We start from the raw sequence: 18,867 nt of genomic DNA on the forward strand, positions 1-18,867 counted from the left end.
GCGGCGGAGATTTTTCTCCGCCTATTTTAATGCTGTTTAATAAATATTTCTCTCCTTTTTTTCTGATTGTTTCCTTTTGCCATAACTAATTAATGGGCATTCTCTTATTTTTAATCAATGGTATAAGTGGCGGCCTATTGTCAAAATCATCATCTGAGCTTTTTATATTGTTAATTCCATAAATAAAAAATTATTAGAGGATGTTGTCATGACACAAGATTCGTTAGTGTCCTGTTCGATTGAAAACGGCATTGCCTTGCTGACCTTAAATCGCCCTGACAAGCGAAACGCCATGAGCGATGGCATGCGTGCGGAATTAGTCGAGCTTTTGCATACCATTCGTACTGACCGTTCCGTGCGCGCTTTGGTGCTCACCGGGAGTGGCAAAGGGTTCTGCGCAGGCGGCGATATTGCCGGCATGAAAACCCGTATGGAAGCTGATCCCGCTACCGTTGGCTTTAACGGCTGGGAGCGCCAGCAGGGCGTTCACTATGCGGCGAGCCTGTTACTTAATTTGCCCATTCCGACAGTGGCAGCGGTGAATGGGGCAGCAGCTGGTCTAGGTGCGGATTTAGCACTCTCCTGCGATTTTGTGATCGCCTCGGACTATGCGCACTTTACCTGGGCCTATATTGCCCGTGGGCTGGTTCCTGACGGTGGTGGCATGTACTTCCTCCCGCGCCGTGTGGGATTGCCGCGTGCCAAGGCGTTGATTTTCAGTGGTCGGCGGGTGAATGCAGATGAGGCCCTACAGTTGGGCATTGCCGATCAGCGCTGTAGTGCAGATGAATTGCTTAACACCGCTCACACCATGGCAGATGAAATGAGTAGCGGTTCACGCACCGCGACGGCGCTGACCAAATCGATTATCAACAAAAGCTACGAAATGTCCGAAAGCCAAGTCTTCGCTGAAGGCAGCAAAGCCCAGGGTATCTGTTACACCTCCGAAGAGCACCGTGCCTCGGTGCAGGCATTCCTTGATCGTATGAAGGAGGCTCAACAATGAGCCAGATCCACGCCCTCCTGAACCCTAAGAGCATTGCCGTCATCGGTGCATCTGCAGACCCTAAAAAAACCTCCGGGTTGCCAGTCTCTTATTTGCTTAAGCACGGTTTTAAAGGCCCGATTTACCCGGTTAACCCGAAAGCTACTGAGATTCAGGGGCTGACCTGTTACCCCAGTGTGGAAGCACTGCCCGAAGCGCCCGATGTAGGGCTTGTGCTGCTGAATGCCAAACGCAGTATCGACGCAGTGCGCTCCCTGGCCAAGATGGGCTGCCAAGCGGCGGTGGTATTGGCCAGCGGCTATGCCGAGGCTGGCGAAGAAGGCCTGGCACTGCAGGATGAGTTAAAAGAAGCCGCAGGTTCCATGCGTCTCCTCGGCCCCAATACCATCGGGTTGGTTAATTTATCGGCGGGCATTCCGCTCTCCGCCAGCGGTGCGTTGGAAGTGAGCGAGCTACCCAAGGGGAGTGTCGCGGTGGTATCCCAAAGTGGCGGCATTCTGGGCGCGCTGCTGTCACGGGCCGCTGGGCGGGGGATTGGTTTATCGTCGCTGATTGCCACCAGTAATGAGGTGGATTTGGAAGTCAGCGATTTTGTTGACTACCTGGTTGATGATCCGAACACCAAGGTGATTGCGCTCTATCTGGAGAGCGTTCGTCACCCGGCGCGTTTCCGTGAGGTTGCCCTGCGCGCGCGGGCGGCGGGCAAGCCGCTGGTAGTATTTAAAATTGGCCGTTCCGAAGCGGGTGCCAGCGCAGCAAGCTCTCACACCGGTGCCCTGGCGGGGGAAGACCGAGTTTACGATGCCTTCTTCCGTGAGTTGGGGGTTATCCGTGTTAACACCTTTGACGAGTTCTTGGATGTGCCCGCGGTACTCGTTGCTGGCCGCCAACTGGCCGGGCGCCGGGTGGCGGTGCTGACCTCGACCGGGGGCGCCGGTACGCTGATTGCCGATAGCCTCGGCGTCAACGGCTTTGATACGCCCGCGCCGGATCACGCTACCGCAGAAAAACTGCGCGCCTTGCAGGGCGATACGCCGACCGCGCTAGACCGTAACCCCATCGACGTGACTCTGGCGGGGCTGCAGCCCGACTTGCTGCGCCAGGCCATTCGTATACTGCTGGAAAGCGATAGCTACGACGCCTTGATCGTGATTATTGGTTCCTCCGGGTTGGCGATGCCTGACCTTGTTGTGGGGGCCATCAGCGACAGCCTGGCGACTAACAATAAGCCGCTACTGGCCTACGTTAGCCCTTACGCCCCAGGTACGCTGCAGCGCTTGAATCGCGCCTCCATCCCCGGCTTTAGCTCACCGGAGAGCTGCAGCGCGGTGCTGGAAGCGCTGCACTTTATCGGCAGGCCTTTGTTTGGCGGCGGTGGGTCACCTCAGGTAACGCTACCCGATTTAACTGCCTTGCCTAAGGGCTCAATTGACGAGGCCGCGGCGAAACAGCTGTTCGCCCAGGCAGGCATTAGCGTACCGCCCAGTCGAGTGGTGCACTCCCGTGAAGAGGCTGAGCGCGCGGCCAGCGAGCTGGATGCCCCCGTGGTGCTCAAGATAATGGATGCCAGCCTGCTGCATAAAAGTGATATTGGTGGCGTTGCACTGCATTTGAATTCCGACACCATTGGTCAGCGGTTTGATCAGATGGTAAGTGACGTTGAAGCCCACGTGGCGCGCCGTCCTGACACCTTCCTGGTAGAGACCATGGTGGCTGGCGGTCATGAGCTTATTCTCGGCGCAAATCGCGATGCGCTAGGTACAGCGATTTTGCTAGGCGCAGGTGGCGTCACAGCTGAACTATTCAAGGACACCGCCATACGTTTGCTGCCAGAGCAAGGGAGCCTGACCCTGGCGCAAGCGCGGGAGATGATGCAGCAGCTCACCACTTGGCCACTGCTCGAAGGCTATCGCGGTGCGCCAAGCCGTGACACGGAAGCCCTTGCTGAGGCGATTATGGCTTTCTCTGCCCTGGCCGGGGAGCTAGGAGACCTTCTGGTTACGGCTGAGATCAATCCGCTTTTCGTGATGCCGGAAGGCCAAGGTGTTGTGGCCGCGGATGCGGTGTTGGTGTTGGACGAACAGGCGGGAGGTAATAGTCATGGTTGAGACATCGACCGCAGGCCGTGTTCATCTCGACCAGGACGGGGCGGTTGCCATCATTACCCTGGATAACCCTCCGGTGAATAGCAGCAACGACGCGGTGCGCCGAGGCATTTTGGCCGCGCTGGACAAGATTGATACGCAGCAGAGTCGTGCCGTGGTGCTGATGGGTAAAGGCCCACATCTGATGGCGGGGGCCAACCTGCGCGAGTTGGCGCATGAGCCAACTGAACCGACGCTGCCCCAGGTCACTGCGGCGCTCAGCGCTTTTCCAATACCGGTTATCGCAGTCATTAGCGGCCATACGCTGGGTGGCGGTCTGGAGTTGGCGTTAGCCTGTGACAGCCGCATCACCACGCCCACCGCGCTGCTGGGCCTACCCGAAGTCACGGTAGGCGTGATACCCGGTGCCGGTGGAACCCAGCGCTTGCCAAGAGCGGTGGGCCTGCCCAAGGCGCTGGAGATGATCATTTCCGGTAAGCCGATTACAGCGGTTGAAGCCTACGAAGTGGGGTTAGTCGATGAGCTGCTCAACACGACGCAGGGAGAAACCAGCGGGGGTGAGGCACCGGAAGCTGAGGTATTGAAGGCGATATTGGCTTATGCCAACCGCTATCAGGGAGGCAAACAACCACTAGCAGAATGCGACGTGCCCCCAGTGGATAAGCAAGCATTGCAAGCCCGGATCACCAAGCTGTTGGCACGTGCCCGCGGTTTACCCTCCGCGCCTGTTGCTGCCGAGGTAGTAATGAAGGCAACCACACTCAGCTTTAGCGCCGCGATTGCCGAAGAGCGGGCCCAGTTTCTAGCCCTGCGCGGCAGCGAACCTGCCCAGGCGCTGCGTTATCTGTTTTTTGCCGAACGTGAAAAACCCTTTGAGCCCACTCATCCCGTTAAGGCCGCACCGGTATCGCGTATCTCGGTAGTGGGCGCAGGCACCATGGGTAGCGGTATTGCCCTTTGTGCGCTTAAGGCAGGCTATAGCGTTGATCTATTGGAGTTAAACGATCAGGCGCTTGAAGCAGGCGTGACGCGGATTACCCAGGCGTTGGATGAAGGCGTTAAACGCCAGCGGTTAACCCAGGCACAGCGGCATGACGCGCTATCTCGCCTGAAGCCTACTCAGCAGTTACCCGAGGTGGCCGGTACTGACCTGGTGATCGAGGCTATTGTGGAAGAGTTGGCCATCAAGCGCTCGCTGTTTGCCGATTTGGCTCAGTGGGTTAGCGAAAGTACGCTGCTGGCCAGTAATACCTCCTACCTGGATATTGAACAGATTGCCGAGGGTATTCCCCACCCGGAGCGAGTACTGGGGTTACATTTTTTCAGCCCGGCAGACCGCATGCCGCTAATGGAGATCGTGCGTTGTAAAGCCACCAGCGAGCAGTCCTTGATTACTGCTGTAAGTGTTGCGCGGCGGCTTAAGAAAAAGGCGATAGTGGTTGCCAACGCATGGGGCTTTGTAGGCAATCGGCTCTACGCCGCCTACCGGCGTCAGTGCGAGTTTATGCTCGAAGAAGGGGCGAGCCCCGAGCAGATAGATACCGCGCTGGAAGCTTACGGTTTCGCTATGGGGCCCTTTAAAGTGGCGGATATGTCCGGGCTGGATATCGCCTTGAAAATGCGCCAGCAAACCGCCGATACCCGCCACCTTAGGCGCTACGTGGGGGTACCGGATCTGCTCTGCGAAGCGGGCCGTTTCGGGCGCAAAACCGGCCGTGGCTACTACCGCTACGACGAGGCTATGCAGCCTGCTTCAGACCCGGAAGTCGCTCAGCTAGTCGAGCGCTACCGGGAAGAGCACGCCATTACGCCTAAAGCGTTTAGCGCGCAGGAGATCCAGCAGCGCGCAGAGCTTGCCTTGATCAACGAAGCCCTGCTGTTGCTGGAGGAGGGCGTGTGCCAGCGGCCTGCGGACATTGATATCGCCTTGGTCAATGGCTATGGCTTTCCCCGCTGGCGAGGCGGGCCTCTATTTATTGCCCGGCAGATGAGCAGTAATGAGCTGGCAAAAGCGCTGGACAAATTAGCCGAGGTCAGCGGTAAAGGGCACCAACGTGCGAATCTGCAGAGCCTGAACGTTCAGAATTCCGAGGAGTGAGCATCATGACCGATGCATTGATTTGCGATGCGGTTCGTACCCCATTTGGCCGTTTTAACGGCGCGCTATCTTCCATTCGAACCGATGACTTGGGTGCGTTACCGATTCAGGCGTTAATGGCACGCCAGGAGCATTTGGATTGGGGGCAACTTAATGAAGTGATTTTCGGCTGTGCCAATCAGGCAGGGGAAGATAACCGCAACGTGGCGCGTATGTCCGCGCTGCTAGCCGGGCTGTCGACCAGTGTGGCAGGTGTCACGCTTAACCGGCTTTGTGGCTCTGGCCTGGATGCGGTGGGGAGTGCTGCCCGGGCCTTACGCTGTGGAGAATCTGAACTGTTGATTGCGGGCGGTGTTGAAAGCATGAGCCGCTCACCGTATGTCATGGGTAAAGCCGACAAGCCCTTTTCTCGTGCTCAGCAATTAGAGGACACGACCATCGGTTGGCGCTTGGTCAACCCTAAAATGAAAGCCATGCATGGTGTCGATGCCCTGCCTCAGACAGCGGAGAATGTGGCCGAGGAAGAGGGAGTTTCACGCAGCGATCAGGATGCCTTTGCGCTACGCAGTCAGCAACGTTGGCAGGCTGCTCAAGAAGCGGGGTTTTTTAGCAAAGAAATCATTCCCGTGACTGTTTCGCAGCGGCGACAGCCAGATATCACTGTGGCGACCGATGAACACCCGCGCCCAGACACCACCTGGGAAGCGTTAAGCGGGTTGCGAGGCGTCGTCAAAGAGAACGGCACCGTCACCGCAGGCAATGCGTCAGGTATTAACGATGGTGCCTGCGCCTTGCTGTTAGCGAATCAACAAGCGGCAGAACGTCATGGATTACGCCCCCGTGCACGTATTGTGGGGATGGCAACCGCGGGAGTCGATCCCAGGGTCATGGGGATGGGGCCTGTACCTGCCGTGGAGAAAGTCATGCGCATGAAGGGCTTAAGCCTTAATCAAATGGATGTTATCGAACTGAATGAGGCATTTGCGGCTCAGGCGTTGGCCGTATGCCGCCGTTTGGGCGTGGAAGACGACGACCCTCGAGTAAACCCCAACGGTGGCGCTATTGCACTTGGTCATCCGTTAGGTGCCTCGGGTGCAAGGTTGGTTACAACGGCGTTGAACCAACTGGAAAACATAGAGGGTCGCTATGCGCTGTGTACCATGTGTGTAGGCGTAGGGCAGGGTATTGCGCTAATTGTTGAACGGGTTATGAAGCGGTGAAGAAAAACTCGCTTTCGCATATCCATTGCCTTCATCACTCTCTCGTCTTGTCGATTGTTCTTTAGTGGCATTGCAGCCTAATGTTCGCGGTGGCCAAGCCTGATAAATGGTCAGTTTTCCTTTTGGCCACCCTACGCCATGATTAACCCATACACCGTTCTCATTAATACATCGATGAAAAACAGCCGTCATAAAAACAAGTGTGGTGGCGCTTTATTGCTACGCCAATCATTAACTATAAAAACTGGAGTTCGCCAATGCGTGATGATATTCCTGATGCTCCTTTAGACGAAGGCAAGCATGTAACCCTTACCATAAGTAAAAAATGGCTAGAGCTGGTTGTTTATTTCTTGCTGTTAGGTGCAACTGCCTTCTACGCCCTAGAAGCCCTCAATCTACCCAGCTATGGTGATTCTGGGCACGTGGGAGCCAGTGGCTTTCCGCTATTGGTTTCAATGCTAATCAGTATCTCTATTGTTTTTTTAATTATTATTAATTTTTTTAGTAAGCCAAATAATGAAAGTGAACTTTCTGTTGAAGTGGGGCGACCGGTTCAGGTGTTATTGGCAGTTGTCGCGATGGCCGCCACCGTGTTTCTACTTAGTTCGGCTGGCTTGATTGTCGCAATTATCTTTCTCGCTTTTTTGCTGATGAAAGCGGGAGGAGAAACCCGTTACTTGTTATTGCTGACGTTGCCGCCACTGCTTGCTCTAGGCATCTACGTTGTCTTTGTGCTGGTGCTTGGCGTCTATTTCGATTGAGGTTTGAAAATGCTTGATAATCTTTTAATAGGGCTGAATGCCTTTGCAAACCCCATGGTGTTTTTAGGCTTGGTGGCGGGGGCGTTAATTGGCTATTTAATCGGTGCCATTCCAGGCCTTGGGCCGAGTTTAGGGGTTGCCTTGATGATCCCTTTTACTTACAACATGGATCCCATTGTCTCTATCGTCATGCTGGTGGCGCTATTTGCGGCTGCCGAATATGGTGGCGCTATTTCGGGTATATTACTTAATTCGCCAGGTACGGCCGCGGCGGTGGCAACGGCGTGGGATGGCTACCCGCTTACCAAGCAGGGTAAAACCGGCATTGCGCTGAATATTTCGATTATTTCATCGGGCATCGGTATTTTTGTCAGTACTATCATGCTGTTTTTAACCGCTGTGCCGCTTTCTGAATATGCTTTGAATTTTGGGCCTTCGGCTTATTTTGCTCTCGCCCTGCTGGGGTTGAGCCTTGTGTCGAGTTTCTCTTCGGGCTCCTTGTTGAAAGGTGCCTTGGCGATGGGTATTGGCCTTGCGTTGGCCACGATCGGTTTGGACAGTCAGACCGGCGTTCCCCGCTTTAGCTACCATCCGGATTTTTTTGAAGGACTGCCGTTAGTGCCTGTACTGCTTGGCATGTTTGCGCTTTCAGAAGTGCTTTTCATGATTGAAGCGGGCGCAAGCCATAAAGTCAAAAATCAGCCAATGAACGGTATTTTAGAGGTTCCCTTCAAAACCTTTTACAAGATGAAATATCTGTTCTTACGTAGCTCACTAATCGGCTATTTTGTAGGTGTCATTCCAGGCGCTGGGGCTTCCATTGGTTCTTTCATCTCTTATGCAATCGCCAAGCGTTTTTCAAAGGAGCCAGAGTTATTTGGCAAGGGTAGCTATGAAGGAATAGCGGCGTCTGAAACAGCCAATAATGCCTCGGTTTCCGGCTCGCTATCGCCACTGCTCGCACTGGGGATTCCGGGCTCCGCGACGACGGCCATTATGATCGGTGCCTTGATGATTCATGGTGTGCAGCCGGGACCTTTGCTGTTCACCACTAACCCTGAAATTCCTTACACCGTGTTCGTTTCTCTATGGTTCAGTGTGCCAATCATGGTCTTTATTGGTCTGGCAGGTGCGCGGTTCTGGGCAAAAGTGGCGGACATTCCCCGTCCGGCGATTGCTGCTATCGTGGCATCAATCAGTTTAATCGGTGCCTATGCATCGACAAGCTCGATGTTCCCTGTCTATGTGACGCTAATCTTTGGGGTGATTGGCTATGTGCTGCGTAAAACCAATATTCCGTTGGCGCCAATCATCCTTGCACTGGTGCTGGGTGAAATGCTGGAAACGAATTTGCGCCGTGCGCTTTCTATATCTAACGGTGACGTGACCACGTTTATCACTAATCCTCTCAGCGCGACGCTATTGCTGATTGCGGTTCTCTCCTTTTTGCTCCCTGCATTTGGTATGTTTCGCAAAAAAGTAAAAGGGTATCGGCGCGCTAACTAATAAAACGCTTCAAAAGCATATGCAATGGGCAAGGAGGTCGGCGTGCCATGCAAGAAGGAGGCGAACAACAAAAAGGTAGGCATCAAAAAGAGGCAAGAAAAGCCTTCACCTGTATTTGTTTAAGCCTGGGTACTGCTTTTCTGGTACAAACAATGTTGCTGGTGGCGGTACCGCTAGAAGCTATTGAGCTAGGGGCAACGCCGCTGATACTGGGCTTAATCGTCAGTGCCCCCTATGTCTTGCCGCTGCTGTTGGCACTGCCCTTTGGCTCGCTTGTCGCGCGATTGGGGAGTCCTCGCACGCTTCAGATGGGTGCGGTGGGCATGGTCATCGGTACGGGGTTACTGGTCTTGGCGCCTGGTTTTGGGGGATTGATCGCGGGGCAGATGGTGATTGGTCTGGCGCAGCTGATGATGATTATCTCCGCCCAAACCGCGATCACTTATCTGGGGCAGGGTACGGCGCTGGAAAAGTACTTTGGCTGGTACACCATGTATTTATCGATCGGCCAGATGCTGGGGCCGCTGCTGGCTGGCTGGATCGTCGATCATCGAGGAGGTCCAAGCGCAGCTTTTGATGCCGCTTTTATCGCCTCTTTTGTGGCACTGGTATCTTTGATGATGTCCAACCGGCGTACATCATCAAGCGACCAACAGGGTGGCGGCTTTTTCATCAGTGTTGTGCAGCAATGGCAACTGCTGAAAACCTCCCCAGGTGTCAAGCTGTCTTTAGTCATTTCCCTGGCCGCCATGTTGGCGTTGGGGGCCCATGGCAGCTATTTTCCCGTTTACCTTGAAAGCCTTGCGCTCTCGGGCACCACCATCGGACTGCTGGTCAGCTTGCGTGCACTCGCCTCCATGGCGGTTAGACCATTTACCAGTGCCATTGTGGGTCTGCTGCATGGTCGCTACGCCACTATGTCGATGACGCTGATATTAATGGCCCTTGGGCTGATGTTGGTGGGTGTCACGGGCAATGTCTATTGGCTTTGTTTGTTTTCCATTCTGGTGGGTCTGGGCGTTGGGCTTTCTCAGCCGCTCTCAATGGTAGTCATCGCGGAGTCGGTGCCGGAACATCGGCGTGCCCATGCCCTGGCGGTGCGCTTGATGGCTAACCGGGCCATGCAGTTTGCAGCACCGCTGTTATTGGGGATGATGACACAGTTTGGCGGCTTTACCCTGGCGTACTTTGCCTGCGGGGTACTGCTATTGTTGCATTGGCTACTGTTTCAACGTCTGAGAAGACAACACGCTATTCAGTGATCCCCAGTTAATCGGGTTGGCCCAAGGGGTGGCCGATCAGTGCTTTCATCCACTCAAGAAACTTGATCAGTGCATCCGACGGACGCGCATCTTTCGGCCATGTCAGGTAATAGGCTTCGCCGGTACGGCAAACCGTGTCTGACAAGGCGACAAAATTTCCTTCCTGTAGCTGGCGTTCAACAAATACCTTAATCGCGATTGCGCAGCCAATATTCATCGACGCGGCTTCATAGGCTAATGCCGAGTTGTCGAACTTCATGCCAGCCTCTGCATCGATCCCCTCTAAATCGCTTTCTGCCAGCCATGTCTTCCAGTCGTCTGGGCGTGCCATGGAGTGCAACAGGCGTACCTTGGAAAGCTCGTCTTTAGCCAAGCCTTCGCTTTCCCATAAAGCCGCTGACACAATCGGGATCAGTTCTATGTCCACCAGTTTCTCAGCGTGAAGCCCTGGCCAGTCTCCATGCCCAGAGCGGATGGCGGCATCAACGCCTTGGGTCTGAAAATCAACTGGCTTTAGAGAAGAAGAAAGCTTGACCTCAATCAGAGGGTTTTTAGTGTGAAAATCGGCCAGCCTGGGGATTAGCCAACGTTGCGAAAAAGTGGTGTAGGACTGGATAGAAAGCACATCGCGCTGATTTTTCCGTGACACTTTGCGAGACGCGTTTTCAAGTTCGCGGAAAGCATTTTTAACCCCCGCATAAAGCTCTGCGCCTTCCTGTGTAAGCTCAATCCCGCGATGCAGGCGGGTGAACAATGCGACGCCAAGATAATCTTCCAACACCTTGACCTGGCGACTCACCGCTACTTGTGACACATGCAGCTCATCCGCCGCACGGGTTAGGCTGCGAAGACGGGCGGCTACCTCAAACGCTCTTAGCGGGTTGAGGGGGAGTAGTGGGTGGCTCATAGGGTTACCAACAGTGACGTTGACAGCTGAGGTGTGGGTGAAGGCTCCTGCACTAATAATCATGCAGTAACGTTTTGATAGTAACCTAATGTCTGGAGTGAATCGAGCTAATAGGAAGCCATTCTGGCTGCGTTTATTCGCACCTACAGCTGCAAGCGCTGAAGGTAACCGGTTTTCAGCTTAAAGTCGTGTATGCCGGTAGCCGTTTCGCTCAACACGCGGTGGCGCGCAGCGACTGGAATGGCCGAACGATTATTGGCCTTACGTGCGGTGCTTGTTTAGGATCAGTAACGAACCTCAATAAAAAATAGCGAGCCGTCCTCATGAAGCCAGAAACCATTGCTCTCCACCATGGCTATTCGCCTGATTCCCAAAACGCCGTGGCGGTGCCGATTCATCAAACCACGTCGTTTTCCTTTGATAATGCGCAGCACGCGGCGGATCTGTTTGATCTTAAAGTGGAAGGCAACATTTACTCGCGCATCATGAACCCCACCTGTGCCGTGTTGGAGCAGCGGGTCGCTGCGCTGGAGGGCGGTATCGCGGGGCTGGCGGTAGCGTCGGGGATGGCGGCGATCACCTATGCGATCCAGACCATCGCCGAAGCGGGCGATAATATTGTCTCGATCAGCGAGCTGTATGGCGGGACCTACAATCTGTTTGCCCACACTCTGCCACGCCAGGGTATTCAGGTGCGTTTTGCCGACAAGGACGATATCGACGGCATCGAAGCGCTGATCGACGAACGCACCAAAGCGGTTTTCTGCGAAAGTATTGGTAACCCCTCGGGGGGAGTGGTCGACCTGACGAAGCTCGCCGAGGCGGCTCATCGTCACGGGGTGCCGGTGATGGTTGATAACACCACCGCGACGCCGTTCTTGTGTCGGCCGATTGAACACGGCGCGGATATCGTCATCCATTCCGCCACCAAATATATCGGTGGCCACGGCACCACCGTGGGCGGCGTGATCGTGGATTCGGGCACCTTCCCCTGGGCCGCGAACGCCAATCGCTTTCCACTGCTGACTGAACCCGATGTTTCCTATCACGGTGTGAGCTATACCCGAGATGTGGGCGATGCAGCCTTTATTGCGAGGGCCCGTGTCGTGCCACTGCGCAATATGGGCGCGGCGCTGTCGGCTCAGGCCGCCTGGAACCTGCTTCAGGGGCTGGAAACGCTGTCTCTGCGCATTGAGCGTATCTGTGCTAATGCCCTGGCTGTTGCCAAGCACCTGGAAAGCCACCCGTTGGTCACCTGGGTGCATTATGCCGGCTTGGAAAACCACCCCGATCACGCGCTGGCCAAACGGTACATGAACGGCCACGCCTCGGGAATTCTCAGCTTTGGCATTGAAGGGGGCCAGGCCGCCGGTGAGCGCTTCTACGATGCCCTGGCACTCATTCTGCGGCTGGTCAATATCGGCGATGCCAAGAGCTGTTCTTCCATTCCGGCGTCGACCACGCACCGCCAACTGAATGAGGAAGAGCTCAAAACTGCTGGCGTCACACCCGATATGGTGCGCCTCTCGATCGGTATTGAGCATATCGACGACCTGCTGGCGGATATTGATCAAGCGCTGGCGGCCTCACAAGGAGAGTGACGCTCACGGAAGCGGGCATGACGCTCCCACGTCAAATGGCCGTGCACGGACGGTTATGCTGTTACGCGGCGTTATCATGTAGTTGCTGAGCTTGCTAATGGCTTTAGACGTTCGTGGGGGGATCATGCACACTGGTTCCCGTTGTAGTGAAATAACCCGGTTGAATCAAAGGTTGAATAGTATCTAGCGGCCTTGGCGTTAGATCCTAGACGTCTAAAAGGCTTTATGACTAAGGTCGCAAATGGTCAGTGCCTCATGCCTGAGCGGCGGCGCTGCATGAAGGTAAAAATTGTAGGAATACAATAAAGGAGAAGTCGAGTGAAGATAGGCGCACCGAAAGAAAGTGCCCGGGGGGAGGCGCGCGTCGCGCTCACCCCCGAGAGCGCCCAACATATCCAGAAGCTGGGCCATGAGTGCCTGATTGAAGCTGGCGCCGGTGAGGCGGCGGGCTTTAGTGACACCGCGTATCGTGACGCTGGCGTGAGCGTTGTCGACGGCGCTGATGCGCTCTGGCGCGACGCTGAGGTGGTCATTAAAGTCCGCGAGCCTTCCGATGACGAAGTCAAGCAACTGCACGAAGGCCAAACCCTGATTACCTTCTTCTGGCCAGCGCAAAACGAAGCGCTGCTGGAAGCCTGCAAGGCCCAGGGCGCCACCGTGGTGGCGATGGACATGGTGCCGCGTATCTCCCGGGCACAGAAGATGGACGCGCTATCGTCCATGGCCAATATCGCGGGTTACCGTGCGGTCATCGAGGCAGGCAACAACTTCGGCCGTTTCTTCACCGGCCAGGTCACCGCAGCGGGCAAGGTGCCGCCTGCTAAAGTGCTGGTGGTCGGCGCTGGCGTGGCGGGCTTGGCGGCGATTGGTACGGCCACCAGCCTGGGCGCCGTGGTGCGCGCCTTTGACGTGCGCCCCGAAGTGTCCGAGCAGATTGAATCCATGGGCGCCGAGTTCCTGTTCCTCGAGTTTGACGAAAGCCAGGACGGATCCGAAAGCGGCGGCTACGCGGCGCCTTCCAGCCCGGAGTTCCGTGAGAAACAGCTTGAGTGTTTCCGCGAGCAGGCGCCGGAAGTGGATATCGTGATTACCACCGCGCTGATTCCCGGCAAGCCCGCGCCCAAGCTGTGGCTTGAGGACATGGTCGCCGCGATGAAACCTGGTTCGGTGATTATCGACCTGGCGGCCGAGAAAGGCGGCAACTGTGACCTGACCAAGCCCGACGAGCGTGTGGTGAGTGATAACGGCGTGGTCGTGGTGGGTTACACCGATTTCCCCTCGCGCATGGCCACCCAGGCATCGCTGCTGTACGCCACCAATATCCGTCATATGCTGACCGATCTCACCCCTGAGAAAGACGGTGTGATCCACCACAACATGGACGACGACGTGATCCGTGGCGCCACCGTCGCGCATCAAGGCGAGATCACCTTCCCACCTCCGCCGCCCAAGGTGAAAGCGATTGGTGCGGCGCCGCCGAAGAAGAAAGAAAAGGAACCGACGCCGGAGGAGAAGAAAGCCGTCGAGCATGCGGCGTTCAAGGCTCAGACCAAGCGTCAGGTGGGCCTGTTGGCGATAGGCGGTGCCCTCATGCTGCTGCTCGGCCAGGTGGCGCCCGTCTCGTTCATGCAGCACTTCATTGTGTTTGTACTGGCCTGCTTTATCGGCTTCCAGGTGATCTGGAACGTCAGCCACTCGCTGCACACGCCCCTCATGGCGGTGACCAACGCAATCTCGGGCATCATCATTCTCGGCGCTATCTTGCAGATCGGCACGAGTAGCGTGATCGTCGGCATATTGGCCGCCATCTCGGTGCTGATTGCGACCATTAATATCGTGGGTGGCTTCCTGGTGACACGCCGGATGCTCGCCATGTTCCAGAAATCCTAAGCAGCGGAGAAACGATATGTTAGGTCAAGGATTCGTATCTGCTGCGGCGATCGCGGCAAGTGTTTTGTTTATCCTCTCGCTTGGGGGGTTGAGTAACCAGGAAAAAGCCAAGCGAGCGGTGTGGTACGGCATCGTCGGCATGGCGGTAGCGGTGTTTTTCACCGCCTTCGGTCCGGGTATCGGTGGCTACTGGTGGTTGATCCCGATGATGATCATCGGTGCTGGCATCGGGGTATACCTGGCTAAAAAGGTCGAGATGACCGAAATGCCTCAGCTGGTGGCCGCACTGCATAGTTTTGTCGGTTTGGCTGCGGTGTTTGTGGCCTGGAGCGCAGACCTTGAGCGCCGTCGTGTGATGGCCGCCCAGGCCGCCGATGGCGCGATGCAGGAGTTTTCCGCCTTTGCCGCGCTGGTGGCGACCAAGGCGCCCGATGAGTTGATGTTCCTGCAGATCGAGGTGGTGTTCGCCATCTTTATCGGCGCGGTGACCTTCACCGGCTCGGTAATCGCGTTCGGCAAGCTGGCGGGCAAGGTGGATGGCAAACCCCGCCAACTGCCAGGTGGCCACCTGCTGAATGCCGGGGCTGCCGCGCTCTCATTGCTGCTGGCGATTCTGTACCTCAATGGCGCTGGCTTCTGGACGTTGATTGTGCTCGCTGCGCTGTCGTTCTTTATCGGTTACCACCTGATCATGGGCATCGGCGGCGCCGATATGCCGGTGGTGGTCTCGATGCTCAACAGCTACTCCGGCTGGGCCGCCGCGGCCGTTGGTTTCACCCTCTCCAACGACCTGCTGATTGTCACCGGCGCGCTGGTCGGTTCGTCGGGTGCCATTCTCTCGTACATCATGTGCAAGGCGATGAACCGCAACTTCATCAGCGTGATTCTGGGCGGCTTTGGTGGCAGCCAGGGACCTGCGGCCGAGATTGAAGGCGAACAGGTCGCCATCGATGCCGGTGGTGTGGCCAGTGCCCTGAACGACGCCGATAGCGTGATTATCGTGCCGGGTTACGGCATGGCGGTGGCCCAGGCGCAAACCGCGGTGAGCGATCTGGTGCGCAAGCTGCGTGCGGCCGGTAAAGAGGTGCGCTTCGGTATTCACCCCGTGGCGGGTCGCCTGCCCGGGCACATGAACGTGCTGCTGGCCGAGGCCAAGGTGCCGTACGATATCGTGCTGGAAATGGACGAAATCAACGATGATTTCGCCTCGACCGACGTGGTGATCGTGATTGGCTCCAACGACATCGTCAATCCGGCCGCCGAGGAAGACCCCAACAGCCCGATCGCCGGGATGCCGGTATTGAAGGTGTGGGAAGCCAAGCAGGTGTTCATCTGCAAGCGCGGCCAGGGCACTGGCTACTCGGGCATCGAGAACCCGCTGTTCTTCAAGGAAAACAGCCGCATGTTCTACGGCGACGCCCGCGACAGCATCAGCTCGCTGCTGCCACTGGTTGAATAGCTCGACCCACGCAGATAACGATCCAGAACGAAGCCCGCGAGTCATCGCGGGCTTTTTTACGCTGTGCAGGCCCTCGATACGCCTGCTATGGTCATTGACCGCCTTCTTTTTCGAGCACTTGCCATCATGAACCAACGCCCTGACCCCCGCGTGCTGCTGCGCCTGCTGGGACTGCTTCGCCCGTATCGGGTGCGGCTGGCCCTGGCGGGCCTGGCGTTATTATTGGCGTCGGGGAGCGTTCTGCTGCTGGGCAACGGGCTGCGTCTGGTGATCGACCGCGGGTTTCTGGCCGCGAATCAGCAGGCGCTGGCCCAGTCGCTTGCGCTGATGCTGGCCGTGGTGACGGTGCTGGCGCTGGCGTCCGTGCTGCGCTACTACCAGGTGACCTGGATCGGCGAGCGGCTGGCGGCCGACCTGCGTCAGCGCGTGTTTGACCATTTGCTCACCCTGGAGCCGAGCTTTTTCGAGAGCGCCAGCGACGGCCGCGCCGCCGGCGAGATCGCCTCACGGCTGACGGCGGATACCAGCGTCCTGCAAAGCCTGTTCGGCTCGTCGGTGTCGCTGGCGCTGCGTAACCTGGTCATGCTGGTAGGCGCCGTGGTGCTCATGCTGGTGACCCAGCCGTGGCTGTCGGCGATGGTGCTGATCGGCATTCCGGCGACGCTGTTGCCCATCGTGTGGTACGGCCGCCGGGTCAGGCGGCTGTCGCGTACCAGCCAGGACCGTGTCGCCGAGCTTGGTCGCTATGCCGAAGAAGCCCTGAGCGGCCTCCAGACGCTTCAAGCGTTTACCCACGAGCCGGTGGATAAAGCCCACTACGGCCAGCGCGTGGAGCAGGCATTCGGCAGCGCCGTGGAGCGTACCCAGCAGCGCGCCTGGCTGACCGGTATCGCCATGCTGGTGGTATTTACCGCCGTGGGCTTGATGCTCTGGCAGGGCGGTCAAGCAGTGTTGGCCGGCACCATGAGCCCGGGCGAGCTCTCGGCGTTCATCCTCTATGCGGTGCTGGCGGCAGGGGCGATTGCTACCCTGGCCGAAGTGGCGGGCGACGTGCAGCGTGCGGCGGGGGCGGCGGAACGCCTGCTGGAGTTGCTCGATACCCAACCCACGATCCAGTCCCCCGTGCAGCCGCAAGCCCTGCCCAGGCCCTCGCAGGGCGCTATTGCGCTGGAAAACTTAAGCTTCACCTATCCTGGCCGCGAAACCCCGGCGCTGGTTGACGTTGACCTGCATATTCAGCCGGGCGAACGGGTCGCCGTGGTGGGGCCCTCGGGGGCGGGCAAAAGTACCTTGCTGGCCCTGTTGCTGCGTTTTTACGATCCAAGTCAGGGGCAAGTCACCCTGGATGGCTACGATATCCGCACCCTGGATCTGGTGGCCCTGCGCCGTGTCATGGGGCTTGTGGCGCAGGCGCCGGTGCTGTTCAGTGGTACGGTGACCGAGAATCTTCGTTATGGTGATCCTGATGCAAGTAGCGAAAAACTGCGTATGGCGGCCCAGGACGCCAGTGCCCTGGAGTTTATCGACGCGCTTCCGCAGGGCTTCGATACGCCCCTCGGCCCCGGGGGTGTGCAGCTTTCCGGCGGTCAACGCCAGCGGCTCGCCATCGCCCGGGCGCTGCTCAAAGATCCTGCCGTGCTGTTGCTGGATGAAGCCACCAGCGCGCTGGATGCAGAAAGCGAGCGCCTTGTCCAGCAGGCACTGGACCGGCTGATGGTCGGGCGTACCAGTATCGTCATCGCCCACCGGCTGGCCACAGTGATTGCCGCGGATCGCCTGCTGGTGCTCGACGGCGGGCGGTTGGTGGCGGCGGGAACGCACCGCGAGCTGATAACGACCAGTGCGCTCTATCGCCATTTGGCCGCGTTGCAGTTTGGTGGTGAAACGTTATAAAACGGTAGCGGGATCAATACAGGAATTGCCATGTCGAGTTTTCTTCAACGCCTCCGTGCCGTCCACGCCCCCTCGATCGGGCTTGGCTGCATGAACCTTTCCCACGGCTACGGTCAGCAAGTGCCCGAGCCGGACGCGTTACGCGCCCTCGATGCAGCGTTCGATATGGGCTATCGCCACTTTGATACCGCCACGCTCTACGGCGCCACGGCCAACGAAACGCTGCTTGGCCGCGCGCTGAAGGGGAAGCGGGAGCAGGTGCTACTGGCCAGCAAGTGCGGCATGGCGATTGACCCCGAGACAAACAAGCGGGTGATCGATGGGCACCCCGACACGCTACGTCGCCAGTGCGAGGCCAGCCTTAAACGTCTGCAAACCGATCACATCGATATCTATTACCTGCACCGCCTCGACCGCCAGGTGCCGATCGAGGAAAGTGTCGGGGCGCTGGGCCGTCTGGTGGACGCCGGCAAGATCGGCGGGGTGGGGCTTTCCGAAATTTCCGCAGCGACACTGCGCCGTGCGGTGACGGAATACCCCGTTGCCGCCGTGCAGTCCGAATACTCGCTGTGGACGCGCAATCCCGAGATTGCCCTGCTTGAGGCCTGCCGGGAGACGAACACGGCCCTGGTGGCGTTCAGCCCGCTGGGGCGCGGGTTCTTGGCCGAGGCGATCAGTGACCCGGCGCGCTTGTCCGAGGGCGATATGCGCCGCCAGATGCCGCGCTTCAGTGCGGAAAACTTCAGCCATAACCGGCAGTTGCTCGATGACGTCATCCGGCTTGCCAAGCGTCTGGGCGTCACCTCTGCGCAGCTGGCGCTGGCATGGGTCAATGCCCAGGGCGCCGACGTCATTCCGATCCCCGGCTCCACCTCGATGGACCATATGCGCGACAACCTCTCGGCCGAGACGCTCTACCTGGATGCCGCCACCTGTCAGCAGCTCAGCGCGATGCTGACGCCCGAGCAAGTCGCTGGCGGGCGCTACAGCGAGGCCCAGCAGGCCGATATCGACACCGAAGAGTTTACGGTCACCCACTAGGCGAGTGTGCTTGGCTGGTGAGCAATATTGCTTATAGGTCAAAGCTATTAAATCAGTGATTAAATGCAAATTGAGACTATGGCAGTAGTGGTTTAAAACAGTATAAGGAAAAAATGCG

At 57.4% G+C, this 18,867-nt stretch carries 13 protein-coding genes; 12 read left to right on the plus strand and 1 reads right to left on the minus strand.

What is annotated here, in order from left to right; all coding sequences use genetic code 11:
- The first annotated feature begins 208 nt into the window (after positions 1-208).
- From ADS46_RS00115 to ADS46_RS00145, 7 genes are all read left to right on the plus strand, one after another.
- A complete protein-coding gene (locus ADS46_RS00115) occupies positions 209-1,006 on the plus strand; it encodes an enoyl-CoA hydratase/isomerase family protein (RefSeq protein WP_066314639.1) in 798 nt (265 codons plus the stop codon).
- Positions 1,003-3,114: an acetate--CoA ligase family protein gene (locus ADS46_RS00120; RefSeq protein WP_066314640.1), complete on the plus strand. Its 2,112-nt coding sequence runs from the start codon at positions 1,003-1,005 to the stop codon at positions 3,112-3,114. The genes ADS46_RS00115 and ADS46_RS00120 overlap by 4 nt, the downstream gene beginning before the upstream one ends.
- Complete coding sequence (locus ADS46_RS00125) at positions 3,107-5,209, plus strand: 3-hydroxyacyl-CoA dehydrogenase NAD-binding domain-containing protein (protein WP_066314641.1); 2,103 nt, start codon at positions 3,107-3,109, stop codon at positions 5,207-5,209. The genes ADS46_RS00120 and ADS46_RS00125 overlap by 8 nt, the downstream gene beginning before the upstream one ends.
- 5 nt (positions 5,210-5,214) lie before the next feature.
- Positions 5,215-6,429: a 3-oxoadipyl-CoA thiolase gene (pcaF, locus tag ADS46_RS00130; RefSeq protein WP_066314642.1), complete on the plus strand. Its 1,215-nt coding sequence runs from the start codon at positions 5,215-5,217 to the stop codon at positions 6,427-6,429.
- A gap of 257 nt (positions 6,430-6,686) precedes the next feature.
- Positions 6,687-7,190 carry a tripartite tricarboxylate transporter TctB family protein gene (locus tag ADS46_RS00135; protein ID WP_066314644.1) on the plus strand — a complete coding sequence of 168 codons (504 nt, stop codon included), beginning with the start codon at positions 6,687-6,689 and terminating at the stop codon, positions 7,188-7,190.
- Positions 7,191-7,199: 9 nt separating this feature from the next.
- Positions 7,200-8,696: a tripartite tricarboxylate transporter permease gene (locus ADS46_RS00140; protein ID WP_066314652.1), complete on the plus strand. Its 1,497-nt coding sequence runs from the start codon at positions 7,200-7,202 to the stop codon at positions 8,694-8,696.
- 47 nt (positions 8,697-8,743) lie between these two features.
- Positions 8,744-9,958, plus strand: coding sequence for an MFS transporter (locus ADS46_RS00145; protein ID WP_082925913.1), 1,215 nt, complete (start codon positions 8,744-8,746; stop codon positions 9,956-9,958).
- A 7-nt stretch (positions 9,959-9,965) separates the two neighbouring features.
- Here the strand turns inward: ADS46_RS00145 and ADS46_RS00150 are convergent, their stop codons facing one another.
- Positions 9,966-10,865, minus strand: a complete 900-nt coding sequence (locus ADS46_RS00150; RefSeq protein WP_066314655.1) for a LysR substrate-binding domain-containing protein — start codon at positions 10,863-10,865, stop codon at positions 9,966-9,968.
- A 323-nt stretch (positions 10,866-11,188) separates the two neighbouring features.
- On the opposite strand from ADS46_RS00150, the gene ADS46_RS00155 reads away from it, so the two are divergent.
- The 5 genes from ADS46_RS00155 (at position 11,189) to ADS46_RS00175 (ending at position 18,749) form a co-directional block, all read left to right on the plus strand.
- Positions 11,189-12,466, plus strand: a complete 1,278-nt coding sequence (locus ADS46_RS00155) for an O-acetylhomoserine aminocarboxypropyltransferase/cysteine synthase family protein (protein ID WP_066314657.1) — start codon at positions 11,189-11,191, stop codon at positions 12,464-12,466.
- Between the two features lie 318 nt (positions 12,467-12,784).
- Positions 12,785-14,356 (plus strand): Re/Si-specific NAD(P)(+) transhydrogenase subunit alpha, encoded by a 1,572-nt coding sequence (locus tag ADS46_RS00160; protein ID WP_066314660.1) that lies wholly within the window; start codon positions 12,785-12,787, stop codon positions 14,354-14,356.
- 16 nt (positions 14,357-14,372) lie between these two features.
- Positions 14,373-15,815: an NAD(P)(+) transhydrogenase (Re/Si-specific) subunit beta gene (locus tag ADS46_RS00165; RefSeq protein ID WP_066314661.1), complete on the plus strand. Its 1,443-nt coding sequence runs from the start codon at positions 14,373-14,375 to the stop codon at positions 15,813-15,815.
- A 126-nt stretch (positions 15,816-15,941) separates the two neighbouring features.
- Positions 15,942-17,708: an ABC transporter transmembrane domain-containing protein gene (locus ADS46_RS00170; protein ID WP_066315109.1), complete on the plus strand. Its 1,767-nt coding sequence runs from the start codon at positions 15,942-15,944 to the stop codon at positions 17,706-17,708.
- 30 nt (positions 17,709-17,738) lie between these two features.
- On the plus strand, positions 17,739-18,749 hold the full coding sequence (locus ADS46_RS00175; protein WP_066314663.1) for an aldo/keto reductase: 1,011 nt from the start codon (positions 17,739-17,741) through the stop codon (positions 18,747-18,749).
- The last annotated feature ends 118 nt before the right edge of the window (positions 18,750-18,867 follow it).

Origin of the sequence: Halomonas sp. G11, from assembly GCF_001663515.1 — a bacterium.
Classification (GTDB): Bacteria; Pseudomonadota; Gammaproteobacteria; order Pseudomonadales; family Halomonadaceae; genus Vreelandella.

Excerpts from the sequence above, each read along its gene's own strand:
- ADS46_RS00115 (WP_066314639.1), top strand. The coding sequence starts at position 209 with ATGACACAAGATTCGTTAGTGTCCTGTTCGATTGAAAACGGCATTGCC.
- ADS46_RS00120 (WP_066314640.1), top strand. The coding sequence starts at position 1,003 with ATGAGCCAGATCCACGCCCTCCTGAACCCTAAGAGCATTGCCGTCATC.
- ADS46_RS00125 (WP_066314641.1), top strand. The coding sequence starts at position 3,107 with ATGGTTGAGACATCGACCGCAGGCCGTGTTCATCTCGACCAGGACGGG.
- pcaF (WP_066314642.1), top strand. The coding sequence starts at position 5,215 with ATGACCGATGCATTGATTTGCGATGCGGTTCGTACCCCATTTGGCCGT.
- ADS46_RS00135 (WP_066314644.1), top strand. The coding sequence starts at position 6,687 with ATGCGTGATGATATTCCTGATGCTCCTTTAGACGAAGGCAAGCATGTA.
- ADS46_RS00140 (WP_066314652.1), top strand. The coding sequence starts at position 7,200 with ATGCTTGATAATCTTTTAATAGGGCTGAATGCCTTTGCAAACCCCATG.
- ADS46_RS00145 (WP_082925913.1), top strand. The coding sequence starts at position 8,744 with ATGCAAGAAGGAGGCGAACAACAAAAAGGTAGGCATCAAAAAGAGGCA.
- ADS46_RS00150 (WP_066314655.1), bottom strand. The coding sequence starts at position 10,865 with ATGAGCCACCCACTACTCCCCCTCAACCCGCTAAGAGCGTTTGAGGTA.
- ADS46_RS00155 (WP_066314657.1), top strand. The coding sequence starts at position 11,189 with ATGAAGCCAGAAACCATTGCTCTCCACCATGGCTATTCGCCTGATTCC.
- ADS46_RS00165 (WP_066314661.1), top strand. The coding sequence starts at position 14,373 with ATGTTAGGTCAAGGATTCGTATCTGCTGCGGCGATCGCGGCAAGTGTT.
- ADS46_RS00170 (WP_066315109.1), top strand. The coding sequence starts at position 15,942 with ATGAACCAACGCCCTGACCCCCGCGTGCTGCTGCGCCTGCTGGGACTG.
- ADS46_RS00175 (WP_066314663.1), top strand. The coding sequence starts at position 17,739 with ATGTCGAGTTTTCTTCAACGCCTCCGTGCCGTCCACGCCCCCTCGATC.